We start from the raw sequence: 25,741 nt of genomic DNA, 5'->3' as shown, positions 1-25,741 counted from the left end.
TAATTAATAAAATGGGGCTTTGTTAATTAGTAATTGTTTCAAGAATAAAGGGTTGTGAGATCTTATGGGAAATGAAATGGTTAGCTTGGGAATTGATATTGGTACTACGACAACTCAAGTTATTTTTAGTAAATTTATAGTGAATAATATCAATGCATCCTTTTTCATTCCTAAGGTGGAAATAACTGATAAAGTGATATTACATAAGAGTCAGATATATTTTACTCCATTAACCTTAGAAGATACCATTGACTTTAAAGGTGTTATTAAAATAGTTAAAGATGAATTTAATAGGGCAGGAATTAATAAAGACAGTATATCTACAGGGGCAGTAATAATTACTGGAGAAACTGCAAGAAAAGATAATGCAGAAATTATAGCTCATGAATTATCGGATATTTTAGGGGATTTTGTGGTTGCACTAGCAGGACCGGATTTGGAATCAATTCTCGCTGGCTTTGGGGCAGGAGCTTATGAAATATCCAAGAACTTAAAAAAAAGAGTTGTTAATTTCGATGTAGGAGGGGGCACTACAAATGCATGTTTATTTAATTGTGGTGAAAGAGAAGACTGTTTTGCATTAGATTTAGGGGGACGTCTTATTAAATTTAATGGGTTAAAAAAGGTTGTATACATATCTGAAAAAATAAAATTTATTATTAATAACTTGAGTTTAAATATTAAAATTGGATATACGCCAGAGTTTAATGAGATAAAAAAGCTTACAGATGAGATGGCAAAAATGTTTGTTAGGCTAGCTGGCTTTGATGAAATATCTAATTATAATAATAAACTTTTTATTGGACATATGAATAAAGGAATTAAAGCAGACTATATTACATTTTCAGGGGGAGTTTCAGAGTACGTTTATGATGATAAGGAAGTAGGAAATATAGAAGAAGTAATAAAGTTTGGGGACATAGGTCCACTTTTGGGGTATTCAATAAGAAAAGCATTTGAGGGATATACGGGCAAAGTTATCGCACCAAAGGAAAAAATAAGAGCTACTGTAATTGGGGCAGGTAATCACTCTATAAGTGTAAGTGGAAGTACAGTGATTTTTGACGAGGAAATACTTCCTATAAAAAATGTACCTATAGTAGAGATATCAAGTAGCTATTTTGAAAGCGATAATATTCAAAATATGGGGGCATCCATTTTATCGGGTATAAGTGTATATGAAGGAAGACCTGTAGCGGTGGCGTTTACAGGACCTAAAAATCCTTCATATTCTCAAATAAAAATCATGGCAGATGAAATTATTAAGGGCTTTGGAAGTTTAGATAATGAGCCAATAATAGTGGTAGTTGAAAATGATTTTTCAAAGGCATTGGGGCAGACAATAAAAAACAAACTTGGAGCAAAAAAGAAAGTAATTTGTATAGATGGAATTTCAACTAGCAATGGAGACTATATAGATATAGGAAAGCCAGTAGCTGGAGTTATTCCTGTAGTAGTGAAAACATTAATTTTTAAATTTTAAAATACAAGACGGCAATAAGGTTTATTACAAATTAAAACTTTGAAATTAAACAAAAGCCGCTTGTATTTATTTTTTATATATGAGGAGGAGTTCTTATGGAAAATCAATTGAAAAAAGCATTAACACCATTTAAACTTTGGGCTATTATAGTTGGTATGGTTATATCGGGTATGTACTTTGGATGGAATAATGCAATGGCATTTACAAGTCCAGTAGGATTTATAATAGCAACTTTAATAGTAACTGTTTTTTATACTGCATTTATGTTTTGTTATGCAGAACTGGCTACAGCAATGCCTAAAGCAGATGGAGCTGGTGAATATGCACTAAAAGCAGTAGGAAGATTTGGAGGATTTTTTGCTGGGTTTTCAGCATTGGTAGAATTTTTGTTTGCAACACCAGCCATAGCTATTTCAATTGGAGCTTATGTTAACTTTATAGTTCCAGCTATACCTGTTACTGCTGCAGCACTTGTATTTTATGCTATCTTTGTAATTATAAATTGTGTTGGTGTGGAAACGGCAGCAATGATTGAAACTATAGTTACTATTGTTGCTATTGCGGGACTTGTGATATTTGCTGGTGCTACATTTACTCATGTTGATATGACAAAAATATTTGGTGGAAATGTTACAAGAGGTGGTACAATAGGAGTGTTTAATGCAATTCCATTTGCAATATGGTTTTATTTGGCTGCTGAGGGTGGAGCAATGTCAGCAGAGGAATGCAAAAATCCTAAGAAAGATATACCAAAAGGATTTATACTTGCGATACTTACACTTGTAGTTTTAGCTTTGGTTACATTTTTCTGCACAGCTGGAATACTTAATCTTAAAGCATTAGGTGCAACAAATTCACCACTTCCTGATACACTAGATGTTATATTTGGAAAAGGAAATGTTTTATCAAAATTGATGAGTTTTATTGGTATATTTGGACTTGTTGCAAGTCTTCATGGAATAATAATTGGATATTCAAGACAAGTATTTGCAATGTCTAGATCTAATTATTTACCTAAATTCTTATCTAGGGTAAATTCAAAGGGAGCACCTGTAGCTGCTATAGTTGTACCAAGCCTTATAGGAATGTTATTTGTGCTTTTAAACAGTACTGCAACAATTATAGTAATTTCAAGTTTTGGAGCTATAGCTCTTCATGCTATAAGTATGATTTCTTTCTTTATATTGAGAAAGAAGGAGCCTAACATGGAAAGACCATATAAAGCACCATCATATTTAGCAGTAATAGCTATCGCTATAGATGCAGTATTTTTAGTAACTGTTACGTATTCTAATTTATCAACAGTAGGATGGGTAATTGGAGCTTTTGCACTTGCAATTGTTTATTACGCTATTTATTCAAAGGTTACTGGCTCACAAGCTGGAGCAAAGGTTCAAGAAGAAAAAGCAGTTTAAAATAAAGGGCTATATTTTAAAAGAATGTTGATATGAGTTTATGACAGTAGGCATCTTAAAGAAAATAACAAGTCCAACTTTCGGCTATTTTCGCGTAATACTTCGTCACTATACCACGCTAAGACAACCAGTATTAACGAGTTACAGTTTCTTGTATTACACAAAACTATCTCTCAATTTGGACTTATTATTTTTTTTAATATGCCTTAATGGACTCTAAGAATTGCTCGTTTAAAATTTGCTACCAATTTAGATGCATCGTCCTGATGCCTAAATGGCTTTGACCGTCCTAGTCAAAATTACGCAAATTATAAACGAGCAATCCTAAGAGTCCATAAAAGTGAGCACATCACATCAACATTCTTTTAAAAATAGCCAAACATACTAAAGGAAGCTATGTCTTAAATAAGTGTGAAAATCAACACTTATTTAAGATATAGCCTAAAATAAAAATATTGATAAGTAACTTGAAAAATTGAAATTACAATTTATCGAGGAGAAGCCAAAGTACAATGAAGGACGATTTTTCTCCGTTAGCACTACGAAAAATCTGAAAATTTATTTTTTTATTGCTGCGCAATTGCGCCATTGATGGCGCTCAGCGAAGCTGAGGACATTTAAGTTTAAGATTTACCTAAGCAACGCGAAAGGTAAATCATCCTTCTTTGTACTCTGTACTTTGTACTTTGTACTCTGCTCCCAAAATTGTAATTTGGTATTAGAAAGTTCAATTTTTCAGGGGTTTATCTTCAATAAGACGGGTGATGTTGATGGTTTTAAAGACTAAATTGTTTGATAAGGTTTATGATTTTAAGGATATAAAAGAAGTTCTTGCAAAGGCAAACGAGGAAAAATCAGGTGATATGCTTGCAGGAATTGCGGCAGAAAATACTTCTGAGAGAGTTGCTGCTAAACTTGTACTTGCAGATGCTACTTTGGCCGAGCTTAGAAATAATCCAGTTGTTCCTTATGAAAAAGATGAAGTAACAAGGGTTATACAAGATTCGGTAAATGAGGACACTTATAACAAAATAAAGAATATGACAGTTTCTGACCTTAGGGAATTTATCTTGAGTTCCACAGAAACGGAAATAAAGGGAATAAGAGATGGACTTACAGCAGAGATGATATCAGCAGTAACAAAATTAATGGGGAATATGGATCTTGTTTATGCTGCCAGAAAGATATGCAATACCGCAACTTGCAATACTACCATTGGGGAAAGAGGCACGTTATCTGCAAGGCTTCAACCAAACCATCCTACGGATGATGTTGAAGGAATTATGGCGTCACTTATGGAAGGAATAAGCTATGGTGTTGGTGATGCTGTAATTGGTTTAAATCCGGTAAATGATACTATAGAAAATACATCTAGAATTTTAAAAAAATTTGATGAATTTATGCGTGAGTGGAGGATACCAACTCAAAGCTGTGTTTTGGCTCATGTTACGACTCAAATGGAGGCTTTAAAAAAGGGAACTCCAATGGATTTGATGTTTCAGAGTATAGCTGGTTCAGAAATTTCAAATAGAGGTTTTGGGATAACAGTCCCTCTGTTAGATGAAGCTTATGCATTGATGAAGGAAAGAAAAAATTCTAGTGGAAATAATTTTATGTATTTTGAAACTGGCCAAGGTTCTGAATTATCATCAGAAGGACATAATGGTGCAGATCAGTTAACCATGGAAGCAAGATGTTATGGACTAGCTAAAAAGTACAATCCTTTTTTAGTTAATACAGTGGTTGGATTTATAGGACCAGAGTATTTATATGATGGAAGCCAAGTTACAAGGGCAGGGCTTGAAGATCATTTTATGGGGAAATTAACTGGTTTATCTATGGGCGTTGATGTATGCTATACAAATCATATGAAAGCAGACCAAAATGATTTAGAAAATTTAGCAATGTTACTAACTTCAGCTAACTGCAATTATTTTATGGGTGTTCCATGTGGTGATGATGTAATGCTTATGTATCAATCTACAGGATATCATGATGTTGCAGCATTGAGAGAGATAAGTGGTAAAAGGGCAATTAGAGAATTTGAAAAGCGAATGGAGGAACTTGGAATACTTAAAGATGGAGTTTTGGGTGAAAATGCAGGAGACCCTTCCATATTCATAAAATAGAGCAGAGAGTAGAGAGTAAAGAGTAGAGTGAAGGATGATTTTCTTCCGCTTTGCTTCAGAAAATCTTAAGATTTAAGGATTATAATGAATTTGATTAGTTCGCGAAGCGTCATATAGTTTAAAGATTTTCCGTAATAAAATGGAGAAAAATCGACCTTCACTCTACTCTCTGCTCTCTACTCTTTACTCTTGTTTTCTATATTAAATAAGAGGGTGATTAAGTGAATTATGAAGATATAAGGCAAAGTATGACATTAGATAATCCTAAAAATTATGAAGCTTGCTTAAAAATGAGAGAAGCTACTAATGCAAGAATTTGTGTTGGCAGAGCGGGTGCAAGATATAAAACTAGTACATTTTTAAAATTCAGAGCTGACCATGCAGTAGCTCAGGATGCAGTTTGGTCGTATGTTAACGAAGGTATAATCGATAAGCTAGAGTTTTTAAAAGTTCAGACACTTGTACGTGATAAAGAAGAGTATATTACAAGGCCGGATTTGGGAAGAAGATTTTCTGAGGGAACTATGGAATATATTAAAAGCAATTGCATTAAGAATCCTGAGGTTCAGATAATAGCAGGTGATGGATTAAGTTCTCCTGCAATTACGGCAAATTTAGAGGACATATATTCTATAATGGTTGATGGCTTAAAAGCTAAAGGATATAAAGTTGGTACTCCTATATTTGTAAGGTACAGCAGAGTTGCAACTATGGATAGAATAAGCGAAGCGTTGAATGCAAAAGTAACAATAATTTTGATTGGCGAAAGACCTGGACTTGCAACAGGTGAAAGCATGAGTAGCTATATGGCTTATGAAGCAAGTACATTAAAACCAGAATCTCAAAGAACTGTAATTTCGAATATACACAAAAACGGCACTCCTCCAGTAGAAGCTGGTGCTCAAATAGTTCATCTTGTGGATGTAATGATGAGAGAGAAAAAGAGTGGAGTAGAATTAAAAATAATGTGAAGTAAGTGTATTGCAGGATATTAAATAAAATTAATAAATCTAAGACAAAAAACTTTAAAAGCCTAAGAAGTTTCAATAACTCACTGAAAAGAAGCTCAGACAATTGAAACATCTAAGGCTTTTAAAGTTTTTTACCTAAGATTTATAAAATTTTATTTAAATCATCCTACAACACACTTACTTCACATTTACAGTTACTTAAGGTAAAAATTTTAGTGCATACGAAATTTTGGGATAGTCCAGAAATAACAATTGGAAATACTATATCACTCTAGTTATAAAAAAGATTTGATTTATATAAATTTGTATTTTAATATTAAAGCAGTTGAACAAGAAGATATTCAATTAATTAAATAAGAATATTAAAAAGGAGTTGGTATAAAATGAAATTAAAAAAGAAGGATATTTTAATACTAGTAATTCCCATAATTATAATGATTGCTATTATGCCATTATTACCAAGCAAAATTCCTATGCAGTGGGATGTTAATGGAAAGGTAAATTGGTATTTAGATAGAAAATTTTCATTTATAATTGGTATAATACCATTTGCAGTTTATGAACTCCATAAATTAAAACATGGATATGCTTAGTTTACAATAAGTTAAAGATAGTAAATAAAGGCTATGCTTTAAATAAGTGTGAAAATCAACACTTATTTAAAGCATAGCCTAAATAAAAAGTGGCTCTTGTACTAATAGTTTTTAAAATGGCTAGTACAAGAGTCACTTTTTATTTTAAAATATATTGACATTAATATTGTATTAGTGTACTATTTATATAATACAATATTGAATTGGGGTGATAATGTGGATATAGATTTCAATAATAAAATGCCAATATATATTCAAATAATGGATTACTTAAAACAGATGGTAATTTCAGGTGAGATAGATAAAGGGTCGAAGCTTCCTTCAATAAGAGAACTTTCAAGTAAATTGGGGGTTAATTGCAGTACTGTACAAAAAGCTTATGTGGAGATGGAAAGACAGGGAATAATACAAGTGGAAAGAGGAATGGGTACATTTGTTAAGAATGATGCTGAAGTTATAATGAAGTTAAAAAAGGAAACTGCTGAAAGATTAATAGATGAATTTATAAATAAGATGAAAAATATAGGTTTTAACAATGAAGATATAGTTACAAGTATTAAAAAAAGAGAAAAAATGAGTTGAAGTTAATTTCCTAAATATGATAAAAATAATATTATATGAAAAAATATAGTATTTCAGTATTGACAAGCCCAACGTTCTAGTGTACTATAGGTATAGTACACTAGAACGTTGGGCTTGAGTAATTAATAATTTAGAAAATATAATTTAGGAGGATTCAATTATGATAGAAGTAAAGAATGTTTCAAAGATTTATAAAATGGGCAAGGAAAGAGTTACAGCATTAAATAATGTAAGCTTAAAAATAAATGATGGTGAATTTGTAGCCATAGTTGGTCCATCAGGTTCAGGAAAATCAACCTTAATGCATCTTGTAGGTGGACTAGATACACCAACAGCAGGAAATGTTTATGTTGACGATAAAGATATAAGTAGGTTAAAGGATAAGGAAATGTCTAAATATAGAAATCAAACTATAGGTTTTGTATTTCAGTCTTTTAATCTTGAGAATACTCAAACAGCACTTGAAAATGTAATGATGCCGCTTATATTTGCAGGAACTAGCGGCAAGGAAAGAAAAGAAAAAGCAAAAAAGGCACTTGAAATGGTTGGACTTGGTGATAAGATGAAGCATAAGCCAACGGAGATGTCAGGTGGACAGAGGCAAAGAGTTAGTATTGCAAGGGCTCTTGTAAATGAACCTAGAATAATATTTGCAGATGAACCTACAGGAAATCTTGATTCTAAAAATGGTGAACTTATAATGAAACTTTTAAATGATTTAAATTCAAGAGGATATACAATTATAATGGTAACACATAACATGGAAGAAGCTAAAAAGTCAAAGAGAGTAATAAAAATAAAGGATGGACAGGTAGAGGAGGTATCAAAGGATGAAATTTAGTGATGGATTAAGACTAGCATCAAGGGATCTTGGCAGGAGAAAAGGAAGAACATTTTTGACCTCCTTAGCAGTTGCTGTTGGTACAATGCTTATAGTTACATTGGTTAGTCTTGGAACTTCTGGAGAAGGGCTTATTTTAAAGCAAGTTCAAGATAGTCCAGCTTTGAAGGAAATAAGTGTTATGAATATGAAATGGTTTGATACCATGAATACAAGTTCAGATGATATAGATTTTAGTGATATGTATAAAAAGATAGATGACAACACTGTTAAAAAACTTTCAAAAATAAATGGTGTAAATGATATTCGAGCAAGTATTTCGGTTAATGTAAGTGATATAAAAATAGATAATAAAGAAAATAAGAACGACACACAAGTAGTTGGATTAAGTGGTAATGCTAGTGAATTTAGTAAAGATAAAATTGCTTCAGTTAGAAAAGACAAAAAGGATAACAAGCTTGAACCAATAGCTTTTGGAAGAGCTTTAAAGGCTTCAGATAAAGATGGTGTTTTGGTAGCAGAAAACTATCTTAAAGCTATGGGAATAACAGATTATAAAAGTGTAATTGGAAAAGATATAACTATTACTGTAACTAAAACAGAAAATCCTAATATCACATTGCAACCATATGCCGTAAAAGGAAAGATAGTAGGAGTAATAGATGATAAATTTGTTGATGATAGCTCTGTAATAGCAGCCATCGATATGACAGGCAAGTTAAAAAGCTATTATGATCTTCAAGATAACTATTTACAAACTCACGGTTACGAGAGCGTAATGATTAATGCTAAAAGTATTGATGATGTTTCAAGCATAAGTGCTTCTATAAAGAAAATGAATTATGCTAATGAAAGTTACTATGAAATTGTACAGTATATAAAGAATGCTTTTAAAATTATAAAAGTTATACTTGCAGTACTTGGAATAGTAGTATTGTTTGTTGCAGCTGTTGGTACAGTAAATACTATGACAATGGTTATATATGAAAGAACTAAATCAATAGGAATAATGAAATCAATAGGAGCAAATAGAGCAAATATTCATAGTGTGTTTTTAGCACAAGCTGGAATAATAGGTCTTATGGGTGGAGTAATGGGAATGATATTTAGCAGTATAAATATAGGTATAATTAGTTTTGTACTTAAAGCATATCTTAAAAGTAAAAAAGTTACTCAAACCGTTAATATTACAATGCCCTTGTGGTTAATACTTGGAACTCTGGCATTTTCAATTGTAATTTGCATAATTGCAGGAATATATCCATCAAGAAAAGCATCAAAAATGGATCCTGTAGAAGCATTGAATTCGTAGGGGGGGCAAATTAAATGAAGTTAAATGATAGTGTAAAAATGGCTTTTAGTGATCTTAGTAGAAGAAAACTGCGTACAGCATTAACCTCTTTTGGTATAGCAATAGGAGCTATACTTGTAATAGCAATGTCAGGACTTGGACAGGGAATTCAAACTATAACTAATGATGAAATAAAACAAATGGATACCTTCAGAGATATAACTGTTAAGCCTCAGCAGGATTTGGGAAGTGGCAAAACAAAAGATAAAAAAATTGACCAAGATGCTCTTAATAAGTTTAAAGACATAAAAGATGTGTCTGGTGTTACAGCATCAATTAATACAACAGTAACAGATACAAAGTTAGATGGCAAGGCGGGTAAAACTGTAAATATAAAAGGTGATAATTTAAATTTTAATATGTTTATGGAGGGAGAAAAAAATCAGCTTAAAACAAATAAGAAAAAATTTAAAAAGTATGGAGACAGCTATATAGTTGCTGGAAGTGAAATAAAACAAGGAGATAATACTTCTGTTCTTGTAGGACAGGGATATTTAAATAAAATCGGAATAAAAAATTATAAAAGTGTAATAGGAAAAACTATAGAAATAAAAGTTCAACTTCCTAAAATGCAGGGATTAGTGCAAAAACAACCTCTTGTAATAAATGCAAAAGTAGTTGGAGTTGTAAATAAAGGTTTTAATGATGGTGAGAATATGATTATTACAGCTGATGAAATGGCTGCAAAAATTCAGGAATATTATATGAATTCAAAGGATTATATAAACACAAAAGGTTATGATAGTGTAACTGTTGAAGCAAAATCAATGGATAGTGTTTCTAAAGTAAATAAAGAAATAAAAAAAATGGGATATGTGACAGTATCACAGGAAGGTTATGCAGATAGAATGAATGCCGTGCTTATAATATTTAAAGTACTTTTGATGGCGGCAGGTGTTGTAGTACTTTTAGTTGCATCAATAGGAGTTATTAATACTATGTCCATGGCGGTATATGAAAAGACAAAATCAATAGGAATAATGAAGGCTCAAGGCGCTTCAAGAGGAAATATAAGAACCATGTTTGTAGTTCAATCTGGCAGTCTTGGATTTGTAGGAGCAGCCTCAGGAGCTGTAATTGCAATAGTCGGAGGGGCAATTGCAAATAAGATTATAGTTGCAAACAATATAGGTGGAATTGAAAAGGGTATGAACTTAATTGATATTAGAATTTCAACTGTAGTGTTTACTATAGTATTTACAGTTGCTGTAGCTATGATAGCCGGACTTGTACCAGCTGGAAAGGCTGCAAAACTTAATCCAGTAGACTCTTTAAGATGTGAGTAAATGTACTAAAACAATTTTTAGTGCAGGCAGCTCCAGCTTTTGGGAGGAGGTGAAAATGAAGTTATATTAATTTTTAATTTACAATAAAATATCCTAAAATATAAGCAAATTATAGCTGTTTACTGAGGTTTTTTAAAATTTCAGTGAATAGCTATTTTTGGTGGGCAATAAATGAATTACCTTTTTTTCTCCATTGCATTATGTTAACTAATAATATATATTAAGATTGTATTTATAACGTTAATATAGATATACAATCTGGAACATTAAAATTGCAAATTCCAAGTTTATCCTGGCAGCAATATTTTTCAATTCACAGTTCACGATGCACAATTCACAATTAAGGATGATTTACCTTTCGCTTCTCTCAGGTAAATCTTAAATTTAAATATTATCAGCTTCGCAAGCACCATATATGGTGCTGCTCAGTAAGCAATGAAAAATAAGTTTTCAGATTTTTCTACGCTTGCGTAGAAAAATCATCCTTCATTGTGAACTGTGAATTGTGAATTGAAAATATTAGCATAAGGATACATTTGGTATTTGCAATTTTCAATTTTCAAGTAGTATATCTAAGTAAGGTGGTATTATCATGGGATACAATGTAGTGGATATAATAGATAAAGCTATTGGAATTTTGAGGAAAAGAATTGAAGCATATAAAAAAGTAGAAAAGGAAAATGAAGATATACCTTATATAAAGATAATATCTAAAGTTATATTAAAACAAGCATATGGAACTCTTGAACATTATGAAAAATTCAAGAGTATGGTTGATAATGATGAAGCTGAGGAAATTGATTTTAGAACTTATGACAGAATATCTTTTTTAGTAAATCAATTTAATCAAAGAATTTATTCATTAGAATTTACTAGTGCTAGGGAATATTTTGTGAATTTAATAGATTTTCAAAAGGATGTATGTTCATTATATATCGATATTCAAGGAAGACTTGTAAAAGATGAAGGAAATATGCACAAAGTAACGTATGAATTAATGGGTAAAATGATTGAATATAAAACTAGTCAAATTAAGGCTTTAGAGGAAGTTTTAAAGAAGAAGCTAAAAAATTAATTCGTGCAAATTTTCTAAAAATAATGTACTATAAAAAGAAGGGGAAAAATTATTTAGTGTATAGATAAACTATTTCAACTAACAAAATCAATTTGCACTATAATGCTAAGAAGACAGCATTTTATTACAAATTAATTTTCAAGTTTCAAGTGTTTATCTTTAAAGAAACTTAAAATTTGAAGCAATGGAGGCTATTCACATGAATTTAAAATTTGAGAAGAAGTTACCGATACCGCAAGAGATAAGAGAAAGTATTCCTGTATCAAAGGAAGCAGCAGAGGTCAGAAAAGTTAAAACTCAGGAGCTTAAAGAGGTTTTTGAGGGGAAAAACGATAAATTTGTATTAATTATAGGACCTTGCTCCGCAGATAATGAAGATTCAGTTTGTGAGTATATAGAGAGACTTGCAAAAGTTCAAGAAAAAGTTCAAGATAAAATTATAATAGTTCCAAGAATTTATACAAACAAACCAAGAACTACAGGAGAAGGATATAAGGGGATGATGTCACAACCTGATCCAAGCAAGGCACCAGATTTATCAGAAGGGATTAGGGCTATAAGAAATTTGCATATAAAAGCACTTACAAACTTTCATATGCCGGCAGCAGATGAAATGCTGTATCCTGAAAACCATGCATACTTATCTGATGTATTAGGATATGTTGCTGTAGGAGCACGTTCTGTAGAGAATCAGCAGCACAGACTTACAGCAAGTGGTATAGATATACCAGTTGGCATGAAAAACCCTACTTGTGGAGATATTTCAGTAATGCTTAACTCAATTAAAGCCGCACAGTTAAGCCATGAATTTATATATAATAACTGGGAAGTTAAAAGTGAAGGAAATCCATTAGCTCATGCTATATTAAGAGGAGCAGTTGACTCTGATGGAAGAAGTATTCCTAATTATCACTATGAAAATTTAGTAGAACTTGCTAAGGCTTATAAAGAAATGCAACTTGTTAATCCGTCAATAATTGTAGACTGTAATCATGCAAATTCTATGAAAAAGCATAATGAGCAGCCAAGAATTGCGAGAGAAATACTTATGAGCAGAAATTATAATTCAGATTTAAAAGATATGGTTAAGGGCTTAATGATTGAAAGCTATATTGTTGGTGGAAGACAAGAAATAGGAGAAAATGTTTTTGGAAAATCAATTACAGATCCTTGCATTGGTTGGGAAGACAGCGAAAAGTTGATTTATTTTATAGCAGAAAACTTGTAGAAGCAGAGTACAAAGTACAAAGTACAGAGTACAGAGAAGGTTAATTTTCTGTTGTCACAGAAAATTTTAGAACTTATGAGGTGAAAATTAATTCGTTCAGCGAAGCTGAACATCATTGTTTTTTATAAGTTTAAAGATTTATCTGACGTGAGTAAGATAAATCATCCTTCATTGTATTTTATACTTTGTACTTTGTACTTTGAAATAAGGGGTGTTATTTTGATTAAAAATGTAATTTTTGATATTGGAAATGTTCTTTTAAAGTTTACGCCAGTAGAATTCTTAAAAAGTAAGTTTGATGATGAGGAATTAGTGGATTCTTTATATAAAAATATCTTTTTAAGTAAAGAGTGGATTGAACTTGATAGAGGAACAATCACAGATGAAGAAGCTATTGATATATATTGCAGTAGAGATCCTAAACATGAAAAGCAAATAAAAGAGGTTATGGAAACTTGGTGTGAAATGCATATACCGGTGGAGGGAACTTCTGAATTTTTGAGAAAGCTTAAGGAAAAAGGGTACAAGATATATTTGCTTTCAAATTATCATTTAAAGGCTTTTGAACTTATAAGTAGTAAGTACGATTTTATAAAAAATGTAGATGGAGAAATTATATCATATAGAGTTAAACTTATAAAACCAGATGCGGCAATATATAAGTCTTTAATAGACAAGTATAATTTGAAAGTAGAGGAGAGTGTATTTATAGACGATACACCCCAAAATATTGAGGCGGCAAAAAAAATTGGACTTCATGGTGTTGTGTTTAATGGTGCGAAAAATATGGAAAAAGAACTTGGGGAAATTGGAGTGGCAATTTAATCAAAGTACAGAGTACAGAGTACAAAGTACAGAGAAGGTTAATTTTCTGTTGCCACAGAAAATTTTGGAATTTATCAGATGAAAATTAATTCATTCAGCGAAGCTGAACATTATTATTTTTTATAAGTTTAAAGATTTACACGACGTGAGGAGGGTGAATCATCCTTCACTGTACTCTGTCATCTGTACTCCGTACTCTGCATTAACATATTTTTAATATATTTTGTGAAGAATATTAGTTGACACTAATATTCTTTTTGTATATACTTTGATTATCAAAATATTTGATAATCAATATATTGTAAAAGAGGAGAGGTTAAAATGAAGTTACCCCCTTTAGTAATTGGAGAGTTAAAAGCTGAAGTGCCTATAATTCAAGGAGGAATGGGAGTTGGAATTTCACGTTCTAACTTAGCTGCTGCAGTAGCAAACGCTGGAGGAATAGGAACTATATCAGGGGTTCAAATTGGTTTTGATGAGCCTGATTTTGAGACGAATACATTAAATGCGAATATAAGAGCATTAAAAAAACATATACGAAAGGCAAGAGAACTTAGTCCTAATGGAGTTATTGCGGTAAATCTTATGGTTGCTTTAAATCATTATGATGAACTTGTACATGCAGCCGTAGAAGAGAAAATAGATATTATAGTATCTGGTGCAGGTCTTCCAACTGTATTGCCAAAACTTGTTGAGGGTAGTAATACAAAAATTGCACCTATAGCATCATCAGGTAAAGCAGCATCTGTAATATGTAAACTTTGGGATAAGCATCATGGAAGAATACCAGACTTAGTAGTTGTTGAAGGACCAGAAGCTGGAGGCCATTTAGGCTTTAAACCAGAAGAATTAGAAACAGAAAAGAAAAGAGAACTTAGTGACATACTTGTTGAGGTTATTAAGGCTGTAAAACCATTTGAAGAAAAGTACGGAAAGAAAATTCCGGTTGTATGTGGTGGAGGAATTTCTAATGGAGTGGAAATTGCAAAATATATAAAGCTTGGAGCCGCAGGTGTTCAAATTGCAACTAGATTTATAGCAACAGAAGAATGTGATGCTGATATTAAATATAAAATGGCGATTGTTAATTGCACGGAAGAGGATATAAAAATAGTTAAGAGTCCAGTTGGAATGCCAGGAAGAGCTTTAAACAATGCTTTCATAAAAAGTGTTCATGATGGTGGCGTTGAAATTAAGAAGTGCTACAATTGCTTAAAGCCATGTAATCCTAAGAGTACCCCATATTGCATATCAAAAGCACTTATAAATGCAGTAAAAGGGGATATTGATGAAGCACTTGTATTTACAGGAGCTAAATCTTATAAAATAAACAAAATTGTTAAGGTTTCAGAACTTATGGATGAACTTGTAAATGAGGCTGAGAAATCACTTTAATATACAGAGACTTGGATATTTATAAATTTATTGACAAAAATTAATAACTAATATATACTTTGATTATCAAATTATTTGACAATCAAAATAAAAAATGGTGGTAAATATGAATAGAACAATTAATGTTATTAATGAGCTATTAGTGGAAAGTTTTAATGATATTTTAGTCATTGAACAAACAGCACTTAAAGAAGGCGTTTTTAAAGACATGTCTATCACCGAAATGCATACCATAGAAGCTATAGGCATGTATGTTCCGAGAACTATGTCTGAAGTGGCAAATGATTTATCAATAACAGTTGGTACACTTACAATTGCCATAAGTAATCTTGTTAAAAAGGGATATGTTCAAAGGCAAAGATCAGAACAGGATAGGCGGGTTGTTAAAATTGCATTAACTAAAAAGGGAAAATTAGCTTTTAGAGTTCATAAAAAGTTTCATTCTGATATGGTTAAAGCTACGGTAGAAGGACTTAATCCAGAAGAGGAAGGAATTCTTACTTCTGCGCTAGAAAAGCTAAATGAATTTTTTAAGTCAAGGTACAATATTAAGAATTGTAAAAAGGGCTGATAAAGTGAAAAATGTTGAAATTATAGGAACAGGAAGCTATGTTCCAGATAGAATTGTTACAAACGATGAACTTTCAAAAATAGTTGAAACGAGTGATGAATGGATATCATCAAGATCGGGAATAAAAGAAAGAAGAATATCTTTAAAAGAAAATACATCAGAACTTGCAGCCAAGGCTGGATTAAGAGCTATTGAAAATGCAAAGCTTGAGGCTAAAGATATCGATCTTGTAATAGTGGCAACTACAAGTCCAGATGCATTTACACCATCTACAGCATGCCTTGTGCAGGCAATCATTGGTGCAGAAAATGCAGTTTGCTTTGATGTAAGTGCAGCATGCACAGGATTTATATTTGCGCTTAATACAGCAACTCAATTTATTAAAACAGGAGAATATAAAACAGCTCTTGTAATAGGGTCAGAAGTATTGTCAAAGATAATGAATTGGGAAGATAGAACTACCTGCGTGCTATTTGGAGATGGCGCGGGTGCAGTTGTGCTTAGAGAAGGTTCAAATGGAATAATAAAAGCTTATATGGGTTCAGATGGTGTGAATTCAAAGTTTTTGTACTGTCCTGCAGTAGAAGTTGGAAATCCTTTTGCTGCTGAAATCGCCAAAATTGAAAGTAAAATATCAATGAATGGTAGAGAGGTTTTTAAGTTTGCTGTAAAGGCAATGGATAATTCCATTAAAAATGTTTTGGAAGCTTCAAAAATTGATATAGATGATATTGATTATATTGTGCCTCATCAGGCAAATATAAGAATAATAGAGTTTGTAGCTAAAAAATTAGAAATTAGTATGGATAAATTCTTTGTGAATTTACATAACTATGGAAATACTTCAGGTGCAACAATACCACTTGCATTAGATGAAATGAATAAAAAAGGTATGCTTAAAAAAGGAAATAAAATTATCCTTGTTGGCTTCGGTGGAGGACTTACCTGGGGAGCAGCTATTATTGAATGGACAATGTAAAATTAATATATATTTTTAGGAGGAACTAGATATGGTATTTGAAAAAATTAAAACTATAACATCAGAACAATTAGGTATTGATGCAGAGACTTTGACAATGGAGACATCTTTTGAAGGAGATTTAAATGCAGATTCACTTGATTTATTCCAAATAATCATGGAGCTTGAAGATGAATTCAATATTCAAATAGAAGAAACAGATGATATAAAGACTATTGGAGATGCAGTAAAATACATTACAGAAAAAACTGGAGAAGAATAAAATAAAGAATATATCAGATGGTAATTATGCATTATAAATCATAACTCTAAGTGTATTTTGAGTGTAATATGTGTACTTAACATCTGATTTCTTAATATTTGGGAGGTTAAAGCATGTTTAAATCTAAGTTTTGTGATATGGTTGGAATTGAATATCCTATAATTCAAGGTGGAATGGCATGGGTTGCGGATAGTTCCCTAGCGGCAGCAGTGTCAAATGCGGGAGGACTTGGAATTATAGCAGCAGCAAATGCTCCAGTTGAATATGTTAGAGAGCAAATTAGAAAAGCTAAAGAGTTAACAGATAAGCCTTTTGGCGTTAATATAATGCTTTTAAGTGATAACGCTGAAGAAGTTGCAAAAATGGTTTGCGAAGAAGGCGTAAAGGTTGTTACAACAGGAGCAGGTAATCCAGGAAAATATATAGACATGTGGAAAGAAAACGGAATAAAGGTAATTCCAGTTGTAGCATCAGTAGCATTAGCGAGAAGAATGGAAAGGTGCGGAGTAGATGCTGTTGTTGCTGAAGGTTGCGAATCTGGAGGTCATGTAGGTGAGTTAACTACTATGGCATTAGTCCCACAGGTTGTAGATGCTATAAATATACCTGTAATAGCTGCAGGTGGAATAGGTGACGGAAGAGGAGTTGTTGCAGCCTTTGCTTTAGGAGCTATTGGAGTTCAAGTTGGAACTAGATTTTTAGTTGCAAAGGAATGTACAGTTCATCAAAATTATAAGGATAAAGTTTTAAAAGCTAAGGATATTGATACACATGTTACAGGAAGACCAACAGGACATCCAGTACGAGTTTTAAGAAATAAGCTAGTAAGACAGTTTCAACTTTTAGAGAAAAGTGGCGGAACACCAGAACAATTTGAAGAACTAGGAAGAGGAGCACTTCCAAAGGCAGTAAGAGATGGAGATGTCGATAATGGTTCTGTAATGGCAGGACAAATTGCAGGACTTGTTAATAAAGAGCAAACTTGCAGTGAAATAATAAAAGAAATGTTTAGCCAGGCTGAAAAAGTTGAGCTTGAAATTCGCTAAAGGATGTGAATATTGTGGGAAAAATAGCATTTGTCTTTGCAGGTCAAGGTGCCCAATATGTTGGTATGGGAAAAAAGCTTTATGATGAATTTCAATGCTGCAGAGACGTTTTTAATAAAGCAGATGAAGCAATAGGATTTAAAATAAGCGATTTGTGTTTTAATGGAAGCAAAGAAGAACTTGATAAAACAGAAAATACTCAACCAGCAATTTTAACTGTAAGTGTTGCGGCATTAAAAGCATTAGAAGAAAAGGGTATAAAACCAGATGTTGTGGCTGGTTTAAGCCTTGGAGAGTATTCTGCTCATGTATGTAGTGGAACCTTTGATTTTGAAACAGCAGTTAGACTTGTAAAAAAAAGAGGTAAGTATATGCAGGAAGCTGTTCCAGAAGGTGTTGGAGCTATGGCAGCAGTTATAGGGCTTGATAAAGAAATAATTAAAGAAGCAATAGAACCTTTAAATGAAATAGGAACAATTGAAATTGCAAACTATAATTGTCCTGGTCAAATAGTAATAGCGGGTGAAGTTAAAGCAGTGGAAAAAGCTGCAGAGGCTTTAAGGGAAAAGGGCGCAAGAAAAGTTATTATGCTTGCAGTAAGTGGTCCCTTCCACACATCAATGTTAAAGCCAGCCGCAGAAAAATTAGAACAAGAATTAAAGAATATAGAAATAAATGATATGAGTATACCACTGGTAACAAATATAAGTGGAAGCTATGTTAAAAGTAAAACGGATGTAAAAGATATATTAAAAAGACAAGTGATGAGTTCTGTTTTGTGGGAAGATTCTATAAGAACAATGATAAAAGATGGAGTAGATACTTTTATAGAGGTTGGACCAGGTAAAACTCTTACAACTTTTATAAGGAAAATAGACAGAAGCGTAAAAGTCTTTAACGTAGAAGACGTAGATAGTTTAAATAAATGTGAATTTTAGGAGGCTATTATGGAAAAGATGCTTATGGGAAAAACAGCAGTAGTAACTGGAGCTGGAAGAGGTATTGGAAAAGCAATTGCTTTAAAACTTGCAGATATGGGAGCTAACCTAGTTTTAAATTACAGAAGTAGTGAAAAAGAAACAGAGGAGCTTATAAAGGAAATAGAAGCTAAAGGCGTAAAAGCTGTTTCAGTAAAAGCTGATGTAAGCAAATTTGATGAAGCTGAATTAATTATAAAAAAGGCTAAGGAAGAGTTTGGCAAAATAGATGTCCTTGTTAATAATGCAGGAATTACAAGAGATGGTCTTGTTATGAGAATGAAAGAACAGGATTTTGACGATGTTATAAATGTAAATTTAAAAGGTGCTTTCAACTGCATAAGACATGTAAGCCCACTTATGGTTAAAAATAAAGGCGGTAGAATAATAAACATTTCTTCAGTTGTTGGTATAACAGGAAATCCAGGACAGATTAACTATTGTGCAGCCAAAGCAGGTATTTTAGGAATGACAAAATCAGTTGCAAAAGAGCTTGGAAGTAGAGGAATAACTGTTAATGCTGTAGCACCAGGATTTATAAAAAGTGATATGACAGATGCACTTTCAGATAAGCAAAAAGAGGGTATTTTAAGTGCTATACCATTAAAGAAAATAGGTGAAGCTGAAGATGTTGCAAATTTAGTTGCATTCTTAGCTTCAGATATGGCTTCATACATAACTGGCCAGGTTATGCAGGTCGACGGCGGAATGTTGATGTAATTAGGACAATTCACAATGAAGGATGATTTTCTGCGAAAGCAGAAAATCTTAAAATTAATAGATTTTTCGTAGAGTAGCGAAGAAAAATCATCCTTAATTGTGCATTGTGAACTGTGAATTGTCAATTGATTAAAAATAGGTAGGTGTAAATATGAATAGAAGAGTTGTAATAACAGGTCTTGGAGCTATAACACCTGTTGGAAATAATGTGGAAAAATTTTGGGATTCAATAAAAAACGGAAAATGCGGAATTGATGTTATAAAAGCTTTTGATATTACTGATTTTAAAGCTACATTAGCAGCAGAAGTTAAAGACTTCAAGCCAGAAGATTATATGGAAAAGAAAGAAACAAAAAGAATGGATCGTTTTTGTCAATTTGCTATGGCAGCAGCAAGCGAGGCAGTTGAAGATTCAAAATTAGATTGGGAAACCATAGATAAGGAAAGACTTGGAGTTATTTTAGGTTCTGGAATCGGAGGAATAGGCACTATAGAAGAGCAGCATTCAAAGCTTATTGAAAAAGGACCAAATAGAGTTTCACCAATGGTAATTCCTATGATTATATCAAATATGGCAGCAGGAAATGTTGCTATAAAATATGGAGCTAAGGGGATTTGCACAACAATAGTTACAGCATGCGCTTCAAGTAATAATGCTATAGGTGAGGCTTATAGAAATATAAAATTTGGTTATTCAGATGTAATGATATCAGGAGGAAGTGAAGCATCAATAACGCCGCTTTCTGTATCAGGTTTTGCTTCTCTTACAGCTTTAAGTAAAAGTACAGATCCATTGAGAGCATCTATCCCATTTGATAAAGATAGAAATGGATTTATAATGGGAGAAGGGTCAGCCATAGTAATTTTGGAAGAACTTGAGCATGCACTAAAAAGGGGAGCTAAAATCTATGCTGAAGTAGCAGGATATGGATCAACTTGTGATGCTTATCATATAACCTCACCAGCACCAAATGGAGAGGGAGCAGCTAGAGCTATAAAGCTTGCAATGGAAGAAGATGGAGTAAAAGCAGAAGATATATCATATATAAATGCACATGGAACAAGTACTCCATACAATGATAAATTTGAAACAGAAGCAATAAAATCTGTTTTTGGAGAATATGCATATAAAGTACCAGTAAGTTCAACAAAATCAATGACAGGACATTTACTTGGAGCCGCTGGAGCTATCGAAACTGTTATATCTGTAAAAGCAATAGAGGATGGATTTATACCACCAACAATAGGCTATAAAGAAAGTGATCCTGAGTGTGATCTTGATTATGTACCTAATATAGGAAGAGAAGCAGAAGTTAATTATGTATTGTCCAACTCACTTGGATTTGGCGGTCATAATGCTACTTTGCTTTTCAAGAAGTATAATGCTTAATGATAGATAGGAAGTGTTAAAGTGGATTATAAAGCTATAGAGCAGCTTATTAAAACAGCAGGTGAATCGGGACTTACGTTTCTTGAAATAGAAACAGAAGGAATTAAAATAACTATGAAAAAAGGCGGAGAAGAAACCACTCAAAATGTAGAGGCTATAAAACCTGAAGAGGTTTCTGAGGTGACAGCTGAAAAGGAAGAAGCTAGAGAAGTTAAAGAAGCTCAAAAAACCGTTGAAGATAAAAATATAGTTTCAGTGGTTTCACCAATAGTTGGTACCTTCTACAGTTCATCTAGCCCAGAGACCGAAGACTTCGTAAGTGTTGGATCAAAAGTTAAGAAGGGTCAAACGCTTTGCATAATTGAAGCTATGAAGCTAATGAATGAAATTGAAGCAGAAGTTGATGGAGAAATAGTAGAAATACTTGTAGAAAATGAACAAATGGTTGAATATGGTCAGGAAATCTTCAAAATAGCTATAAAATAAAGTGAAAGAAGGAGTTCTAAGTGAGCTTAAATATACAGGAAATAATGGAAATTATCCCGCATAGGTATCCAATGCTTCTTATAGATAGAGTTGAAGAAATTGAACCAGGGCAAAGAGCAGTAGGATATAAAAATGTCACAATGAATGAACAGATTTTTCAGGGCCACTATCCAGGAATGCCAGTAATGCCAGGGGTTCTTATGATTGAGGCATTAGCACAATTGGGAGCCGTTGCAATTTTAAGTTTAGATAAGTATAAGGGAAAAAAGCCTATACTTGGAGCAATAAAAAATGCAAAGTTTAGAAGAATGGTAGTTCCAGGCGATGTTTTAAAGCTAGAAGTTGAAATAATTAAAGTTAAAGGACCAGCTGGAATTGGAAAGGCATTGGCAACAGTAAATGGAGAAAAAGCGGTTGAAGCTGAAATTACATTTATGATAGTTTAGGGGAGAGATATATGATTAAGAAGGTTTTAATTGCTAATAGAGGAGAGATAGCAGTTAGAATAATAAGAGCATGCAGAGAAATGGGAATAGAAACTGTAGCAGTATATTCTGAAGCTGACAAAGAAGCGATGCATGTTTATCTTGCTGATCAAGCGGTGTGTATAGGACCTGCTAAATCAAAGGATAGCTATCTCAATATGGAAAATATAATAAGTGCTACAGTTCTTACCGGTGCACAGGCTATTCATCCTGGCTTTGGATTTTTATCTGAAAATGGAAAGTTTGCAAGGATGTGCAGTGAGTGCAATATAATTTTTATAGGCCCAGATGTTGAGACAATTGAAAATTTGGGTAACAAGTCTAAGGCAAGAGAAATTATGATAAATGCAGGAGTTCCAGTAGTACCAGGTTCTAATGGAACTGTTGATAATGAAGATGAATTAGTACACCAAGCAAGTGAAATAGGATATCCTGTTATGCTTAAGGCTTCCGCTGGCGGTGGAGGAAAGGGCATAAGAATAGTACAAAATGAAGATGAAATTGTAAAAGCATATAGAACAGCAAAGGCTGAAGCAAAAGCTGCTTTTGGTGACGATACTATGTATATGGAAAAATTTATAGTAGAGCCAAGGCATGTTGAGTTCCAAGTAATTGGTGATTTCTTTGGAAATGTTGTACATTTGGGAGAGAGAGATTGCTCAATTCAAAGAAGAAATCAAAAGGTATTGGAAGAAGCACCATCTCCAGTTATGACAAGTGAACTTAGACAGGAAATGGGAGAAGTAGCAGTAAGGGCGGCTAAAGCTGTTGGATATAAAAATGCAGGTACTATAGAATTTTTAGTTGATAAGTATGGAAAGTATTATTTCATGGAAATGAACACAAGAATACAAGTTGAGCATGGAATTACAGAACTTGTAACTGGTGTCGATTTAGTTAAAGAGCAAATTAAAGTTGCAGCTGGAGAAAAATTACCTTTCACACAGGATGATATAAAAATAAGTGGTCACGCTATAGAATGTCGTATTAATGCTGAAAATCCAGAGAAAGGTTTTAGACCATCTCCTGGAAAAATTAAATACTTTAATGTACCCGGTGGACCTGGTGTTAGATTAGATACTGCTGTTTATCAAGGCTATAATATACCTCCAAACTATGATTCCATGATTGGAAAACTAATGGTTTATGGTAGAGATAGAAATGAAGCTATAAACAAAATGGAGAGAGCTCTTGGAGAATTTATAATTGATGGTGTTGACACAAATCTTGATTTCCAGTATGATTTGATAAACAATGAAAAATTTATTTCTGGGAAATATGATACATCATTTATTGAAAAAGAAATGAAGTTATAGTTTAACTGGTATAGCTATAGTGTAACAGTCCCGTAGAAGTTTCCCAAAGGAGGGTTAAGGTATGGCACTATTTAAAAAGAGAAAGTATCTTACTATTAGTAGTACGAAACTTGATGATATAAATAACGACGATGCAAATTCACCTATTATACCTGATGGCATGTGGCTTAAGTGTTCTAAGTGTGGAAGAATTTTATATAAAAATGATGTGGAAGATAATTTAAAAGTGTGCCCAAATTGTAATGGACATTTTAGGATGAATGCTTTTGAAAGAATAAAGTTAATTATAGATGAGGGAACTTTTGAAGAATTTGATAAGGGTATGGAAGCTGATAACCCACTTGATTTTGATGAGTATAATGATAAAATAAAAAAAATGCAGGAAAAAAGTAATTTAAAAGATGCTGTTGTTACTGGTGTTGGAAATATAAATGGTAACAAAACGGCTGTTGCTGTAATGGATAGTAACTTTATGATGGGAAGCATGGGATGTGTAGTTGGAGAAAAAATAACAAGAGCAGTGGAATATGCAACTGATAATAAACTTCCAATAATAATATTTACAACTTCAGGTGGAGCAAGAATGCAAGAAGGCATGTTTTCCTTAATGCAGATGGCAAAAACTAGTGCTGCACTTGCAAAGCATGATGAAAAAGGTCTTTTATATATTTCTGTTTTAACAGATCCTACAACAGGTGGAGTGACTGCAAGCTTTGCAATGCTTGGAGATATTATACTTGCGGAGCCTAAAACTTTAATTGGTTTTGCGGGTAGAAGAGTAATTGAACAAACTATAAATCAGAAACTTCCAGATGATTTTCAAACTTCGGAATTTCTTTTTGAACATGGTTTTATTGATAAAATTGTTGAAAGAAAGAATCTCAAGGGAGTTTTAGAAAACATTTTAAGAATGCATGCTTGGAGGTAAAAATATGAATGATAAAGAGAAACTAACTCCATGGGATAGGCTTACGTTGGCTAGACTGGTAGAAAGACCAACAGCTTTGGATTATATAGAACAAATATTTGATTCTTTTATTGAACTACATGGTGATAGAGGCTTTAGAGATGACCCTTCCATTGTTGGCGGAATAGCAGAATTAGATGGCACAGCAGTAACAGTTATAGGACAGCAAAAAGGCAGAAATATCAAGGAAAATGTTGAAAGAAACTTTGGAATGCCTCATCCAGAAGGTTATAGAAAAGCTCTTAGATTAATGAAACAGGCAGAAAAGTTCAATAGGCCTGTAATTTGCTTTGTAGATACATCAGGTGCATATTGTGGTGTAGATGCAGAAAAGAGAGGTCAGGGTGAAGCTATAGCTAAAAATTTAATAACTATGGCAAATCTAAATGTTCCCATAGTATCTATTGTTATAGGTGAAGGTGGAAGCGGTGGAGCACTTGCAATGGCAGTAGCAGACGAAGTTTGGATGTTAGAAAATTCCGTATACTCTGTGCTGTCACCAGAAGGGTTTGCAAGTATACTTTGGAAGGATGCAACTAGGGCAAAAGAAGCTGCTGAAGTTATGAAAATAACAGCTGAAGACTTACTAAATTATAAAATAATAGATAAAGTTATAAATGAACCTGAAGGTGGCGCTCATATTGACCCTGAAGCTATGGCGAAGGATATAAAGAACAACCTTTTGGAAGTTATACCTAAACTATTAAGTAAGGATAAAGAAGAATTGCTTAGATTAAGATATAATAAATATAGGACTATAGGTAAATATAAAGATTAGCCAATGTCAGGCATATTAAAGAAAACAACAAGTTCAACTTTCGGCTATTTTTGCGTAATACTTCGTCACTATAACACGTTAAGACAACCAGTATTAACGAGTTACATTTCCTTGTATTACACAAAAATATCTCTCAATTTGGACTTATTATTTTTTTAAGATGCCTTAAATGGCTAATTTTTTTTGTGGATTTATACAAAAATTGGATAGGACATTGACTGATTACAATTTATGGGATATGCTTATAATATGTAAGGCAAACGTTTTCAAATATTATGGGGGGTATAATTATGGTTTCTAAAGAGTTAATAGTAAAAAGTAGGTTGGGCCTTCATGCTAGAGTTGCAACTTTGCTTGTTAAAAAGGCCTCAGGTTTTAAATCTGACATATTTATAGAATGTAAAGGAAAGAAAGCAAATGGAAAAAGCATAATTAATGTACTTGCTTTAGGGGCAAATTTTGGGACAAAAGTAAAGGTTATCATATCGGGTGCAGATGAGCAGTTGGCACTTGAGCAAATTGCAGCTGTAATAGAAAAAGATTAGGACACTAAAGTTGAATATCTGTGCTTAAAAATATATAATTAAATA

The 25,741-nt window shown here is 32.8% G+C and carries 26 protein-coding genes; all 26 read left to right on the top strand.

Annotated elements, in window-relative coordinates; translation table 11 throughout:
* The first annotated feature begins 64 nt into the window (after positions 1–64).
* A complete protein-coding gene (locus tag CUEA01_RS01980) occupies positions 65–1,483 on the top strand; it encodes an ethanolamine ammonia-lyase reactivating factor EutA (RefSeq protein WP_234117462.1) in 1,419 nt (472 codons plus the stop codon).
* Between the two features lie 95 nt (positions 1,484–1,578).
* Complete coding sequence (eat, locus tag CUEA01_RS01975) at positions 1,579–2,898, top strand: ethanolamine permease (RefSeq protein WP_234117461.1); 1,320 nt, start codon at positions 1,579–1,581, stop codon at positions 2,896–2,898.
* A 770-nt stretch (positions 2,899–3,668) separates the two neighbouring features.
* Positions 3,669–5,027, top strand: a complete 1,359-nt coding sequence (locus CUEA01_RS01970) for an ethanolamine ammonia-lyase subunit EutB (protein WP_234117460.1) — start codon at positions 3,669–3,671, stop codon at positions 5,025–5,027.
* A 248-nt stretch (positions 5,028–5,275) separates the two neighbouring features.
* Positions 5,276–5,998, top strand: a complete 723-nt coding sequence (gene eutC / locus CUEA01_RS01965) for an ethanolamine ammonia-lyase subunit EutC (RefSeq protein WP_234122104.1) — start codon at positions 5,276–5,278, stop codon at positions 5,996–5,998.
* A 383-nt stretch (positions 5,999–6,381) separates the two neighbouring features.
* Positions 6,382–6,591, top strand: a complete 210-nt coding sequence (locus tag CUEA01_RS01960; RefSeq protein ID WP_234117459.1) for a DUF1648 domain-containing protein — start codon at positions 6,382–6,384, stop codon at positions 6,589–6,591.
* Positions 6,592–6,807: 216 nt separating this feature from the next.
* On the top strand, positions 6,808–7,173 hold the full coding sequence (locus tag CUEA01_RS01955; RefSeq protein WP_234117458.1) for a GntR family transcriptional regulator: 366 nt from the start codon (positions 6,808–6,810) through the stop codon (positions 7,171–7,173).
* Between the two features lie 160 nt (positions 7,174–7,333).
* Positions 7,334–8,014, top strand: coding sequence for an ABC transporter ATP-binding protein (locus CUEA01_RS01950; RefSeq protein WP_234117457.1), 681 nt, complete (start codon positions 7,334–7,336; stop codon positions 8,012–8,014).
* Positions 8,004–9,326 carry an ABC transporter permease gene (locus CUEA01_RS01945; RefSeq protein ID WP_234117456.1) on the top strand — a complete coding sequence of 441 codons (1,323 nt, stop codon included), beginning with the start codon at positions 8,004–8,006 and terminating at the stop codon, positions 9,324–9,326. Before CUEA01_RS01950 ends, CUEA01_RS01945 begins: the two co-directional genes overlap by 11 nt.
* 14 nt (positions 9,327–9,340) lie before the next feature.
* Positions 9,341–10,651: an ABC transporter permease gene (locus CUEA01_RS01940; protein WP_234117455.1), complete on the top strand. Its 1,311-nt coding sequence runs from the start codon at positions 9,341–9,343 to the stop codon at positions 10,649–10,651.
* Between the two features lie 592 nt (positions 10,652–11,243).
* Complete coding sequence (locus tag CUEA01_RS01935; RefSeq protein WP_234117454.1) at positions 11,244–11,726, top strand: hypothetical protein; 483 nt, start codon at positions 11,244–11,246, stop codon at positions 11,724–11,726.
* A gap of 199 nt (positions 11,727–11,925) precedes the next feature.
* On the top strand, positions 11,926–12,954 hold the full coding sequence (locus CUEA01_RS01930; RefSeq protein ID WP_234117453.1) for a 3-deoxy-7-phosphoheptulonate synthase: 1,029 nt from the start codon (positions 11,926–11,928) through the stop codon (positions 12,952–12,954).
* Between the two features lie 219 nt (positions 12,955–13,173).
* Positions 13,174–13,779, top strand: a complete 606-nt coding sequence (locus tag CUEA01_RS01925; RefSeq protein WP_234117452.1) for an HAD family hydrolase — start codon at positions 13,174–13,176, stop codon at positions 13,777–13,779.
* Between the two features lie 321 nt (positions 13,780–14,100).
* Positions 14,101–15,174 (top strand): NAD(P)H-dependent flavin oxidoreductase, encoded by a 1,074-nt coding sequence (locus tag CUEA01_RS01920; RefSeq protein WP_234117451.1) that lies wholly within the window; start codon positions 14,101–14,103, stop codon positions 15,172–15,174.
* A 106-nt stretch (positions 15,175–15,280) separates the two neighbouring features.
* Positions 15,281–15,745 (top strand): MarR family winged helix-turn-helix transcriptional regulator, encoded by a 465-nt coding sequence (locus tag CUEA01_RS01915; RefSeq protein WP_234117450.1) that lies wholly within the window; start codon positions 15,281–15,283, stop codon positions 15,743–15,745.
* Between the two features lie 4 nt (positions 15,746–15,749).
* Complete coding sequence (locus tag CUEA01_RS01910) at positions 15,750–16,724, top strand: beta-ketoacyl-ACP synthase III (protein WP_234122103.1); 975 nt, start codon at positions 15,750–15,752, stop codon at positions 16,722–16,724.
* A 31-nt stretch (positions 16,725–16,755) separates the two neighbouring features.
* Entirely contained in the window at positions 16,756–16,986 is a 231-nt protein-coding gene (acpP, locus tag CUEA01_RS01905; protein ID WP_234117449.1) for an acyl carrier protein, read from the top strand.
* Between the two features lie 113 nt (positions 16,987–17,099).
* Positions 17,100–18,032, top strand: coding sequence for an enoyl-[acyl-carrier-protein] reductase FabK (fabK, locus tag CUEA01_RS01900; protein ID WP_234117448.1), 933 nt, complete (start codon positions 17,100–17,102; stop codon positions 18,030–18,032).
* Between the two features lie 14 nt (positions 18,033–18,046).
* On the top strand, positions 18,047–18,970 hold the full coding sequence (fabD, locus tag CUEA01_RS01895; RefSeq protein WP_234117447.1) for an ACP S-malonyltransferase: 924 nt from the start codon (positions 18,047–18,049) through the stop codon (positions 18,968–18,970).
* A gap of 18 nt (positions 18,971–18,988) precedes the next feature.
* The gene (fabG, locus tag CUEA01_RS01890) at positions 18,989–19,729 is read left to right on the top strand and encodes a 3-oxoacyl-[acyl-carrier-protein] reductase (RefSeq protein WP_329603984.1); all 741 of its coding nucleotides are present in this window, start codon (positions 18,989–18,991) and stop codon (positions 19,727–19,729) included.
* A gap of 151 nt (positions 19,730–19,880) precedes the next feature.
* Positions 19,881–21,119: a beta-ketoacyl-ACP synthase II gene (gene fabF, locus CUEA01_RS01885; protein ID WP_234117445.1), complete on the top strand. Its 1,239-nt coding sequence runs from the start codon at positions 19,881–19,883 to the stop codon at positions 21,117–21,119.
* Positions 21,120–21,140: 21 nt separating this feature from the next.
* Complete coding sequence (gene accB, locus CUEA01_RS01880) at positions 21,141–21,605, top strand: acetyl-CoA carboxylase biotin carboxyl carrier protein (protein WP_234117444.1); 465 nt, start codon at positions 21,141–21,143, stop codon at positions 21,603–21,605.
* A gap of 20 nt (positions 21,606–21,625) precedes the next feature.
* Positions 21,626–22,051: a 3-hydroxyacyl-ACP dehydratase FabZ gene (fabZ, locus tag CUEA01_RS01875; RefSeq protein WP_234117443.1), complete on the top strand. Its 426-nt coding sequence runs from the start codon at positions 21,626–21,628 to the stop codon at positions 22,049–22,051.
* Positions 22,052–22,062: 11 nt separating this feature from the next.
* Entirely contained in the window at positions 22,063–23,406 is a 1,344-nt protein-coding gene (locus CUEA01_RS01870) for an acetyl-CoA carboxylase biotin carboxylase subunit (RefSeq protein ID WP_234117442.1), read from the top strand.
* 61 nt (positions 23,407–23,467) lie between these two features.
* A complete protein-coding gene (gene accD, locus CUEA01_RS01865; RefSeq protein ID WP_234117441.1) occupies positions 23,468–24,334 on the top strand; it encodes an acetyl-CoA carboxylase, carboxyltransferase subunit beta in 867 nt (288 codons plus the stop codon).
* 4 nt (positions 24,335–24,338) lie between these two features.
* The gene (locus tag CUEA01_RS01860; protein WP_234117440.1) at positions 24,339–25,151 is read left to right on the top strand and encodes an acetyl-CoA carboxylase carboxyltransferase subunit alpha; all 813 of its coding nucleotides are present in this window, start codon (positions 24,339–24,341) and stop codon (positions 25,149–25,151) included.
* Positions 25,152–25,441: 290 nt separating this feature from the next.
* Entirely contained in the window at positions 25,442–25,696 is a 255-nt protein-coding gene (locus CUEA01_RS01855) for an HPr family phosphocarrier protein (RefSeq protein ID WP_234117439.1), read from the top strand.
* The last annotated feature ends 45 nt before the right edge of the window (positions 25,697–25,741 follow it).

Origin of the sequence: Clostridium hydrogenum, assembly GCF_021432385.1 — a bacterium.
In the GTDB taxonomy this organism is placed as follows: domain Bacteria; phylum Bacillota; class Clostridia; order Clostridiales; family Clostridiaceae; genus Clostridium_S; species Clostridium_S hydrogenum.
The sequence above is the reverse complement of the archived record's forward strand: the minus strand, read 5'-3'. Positions and strand labels throughout refer to the sequence as shown.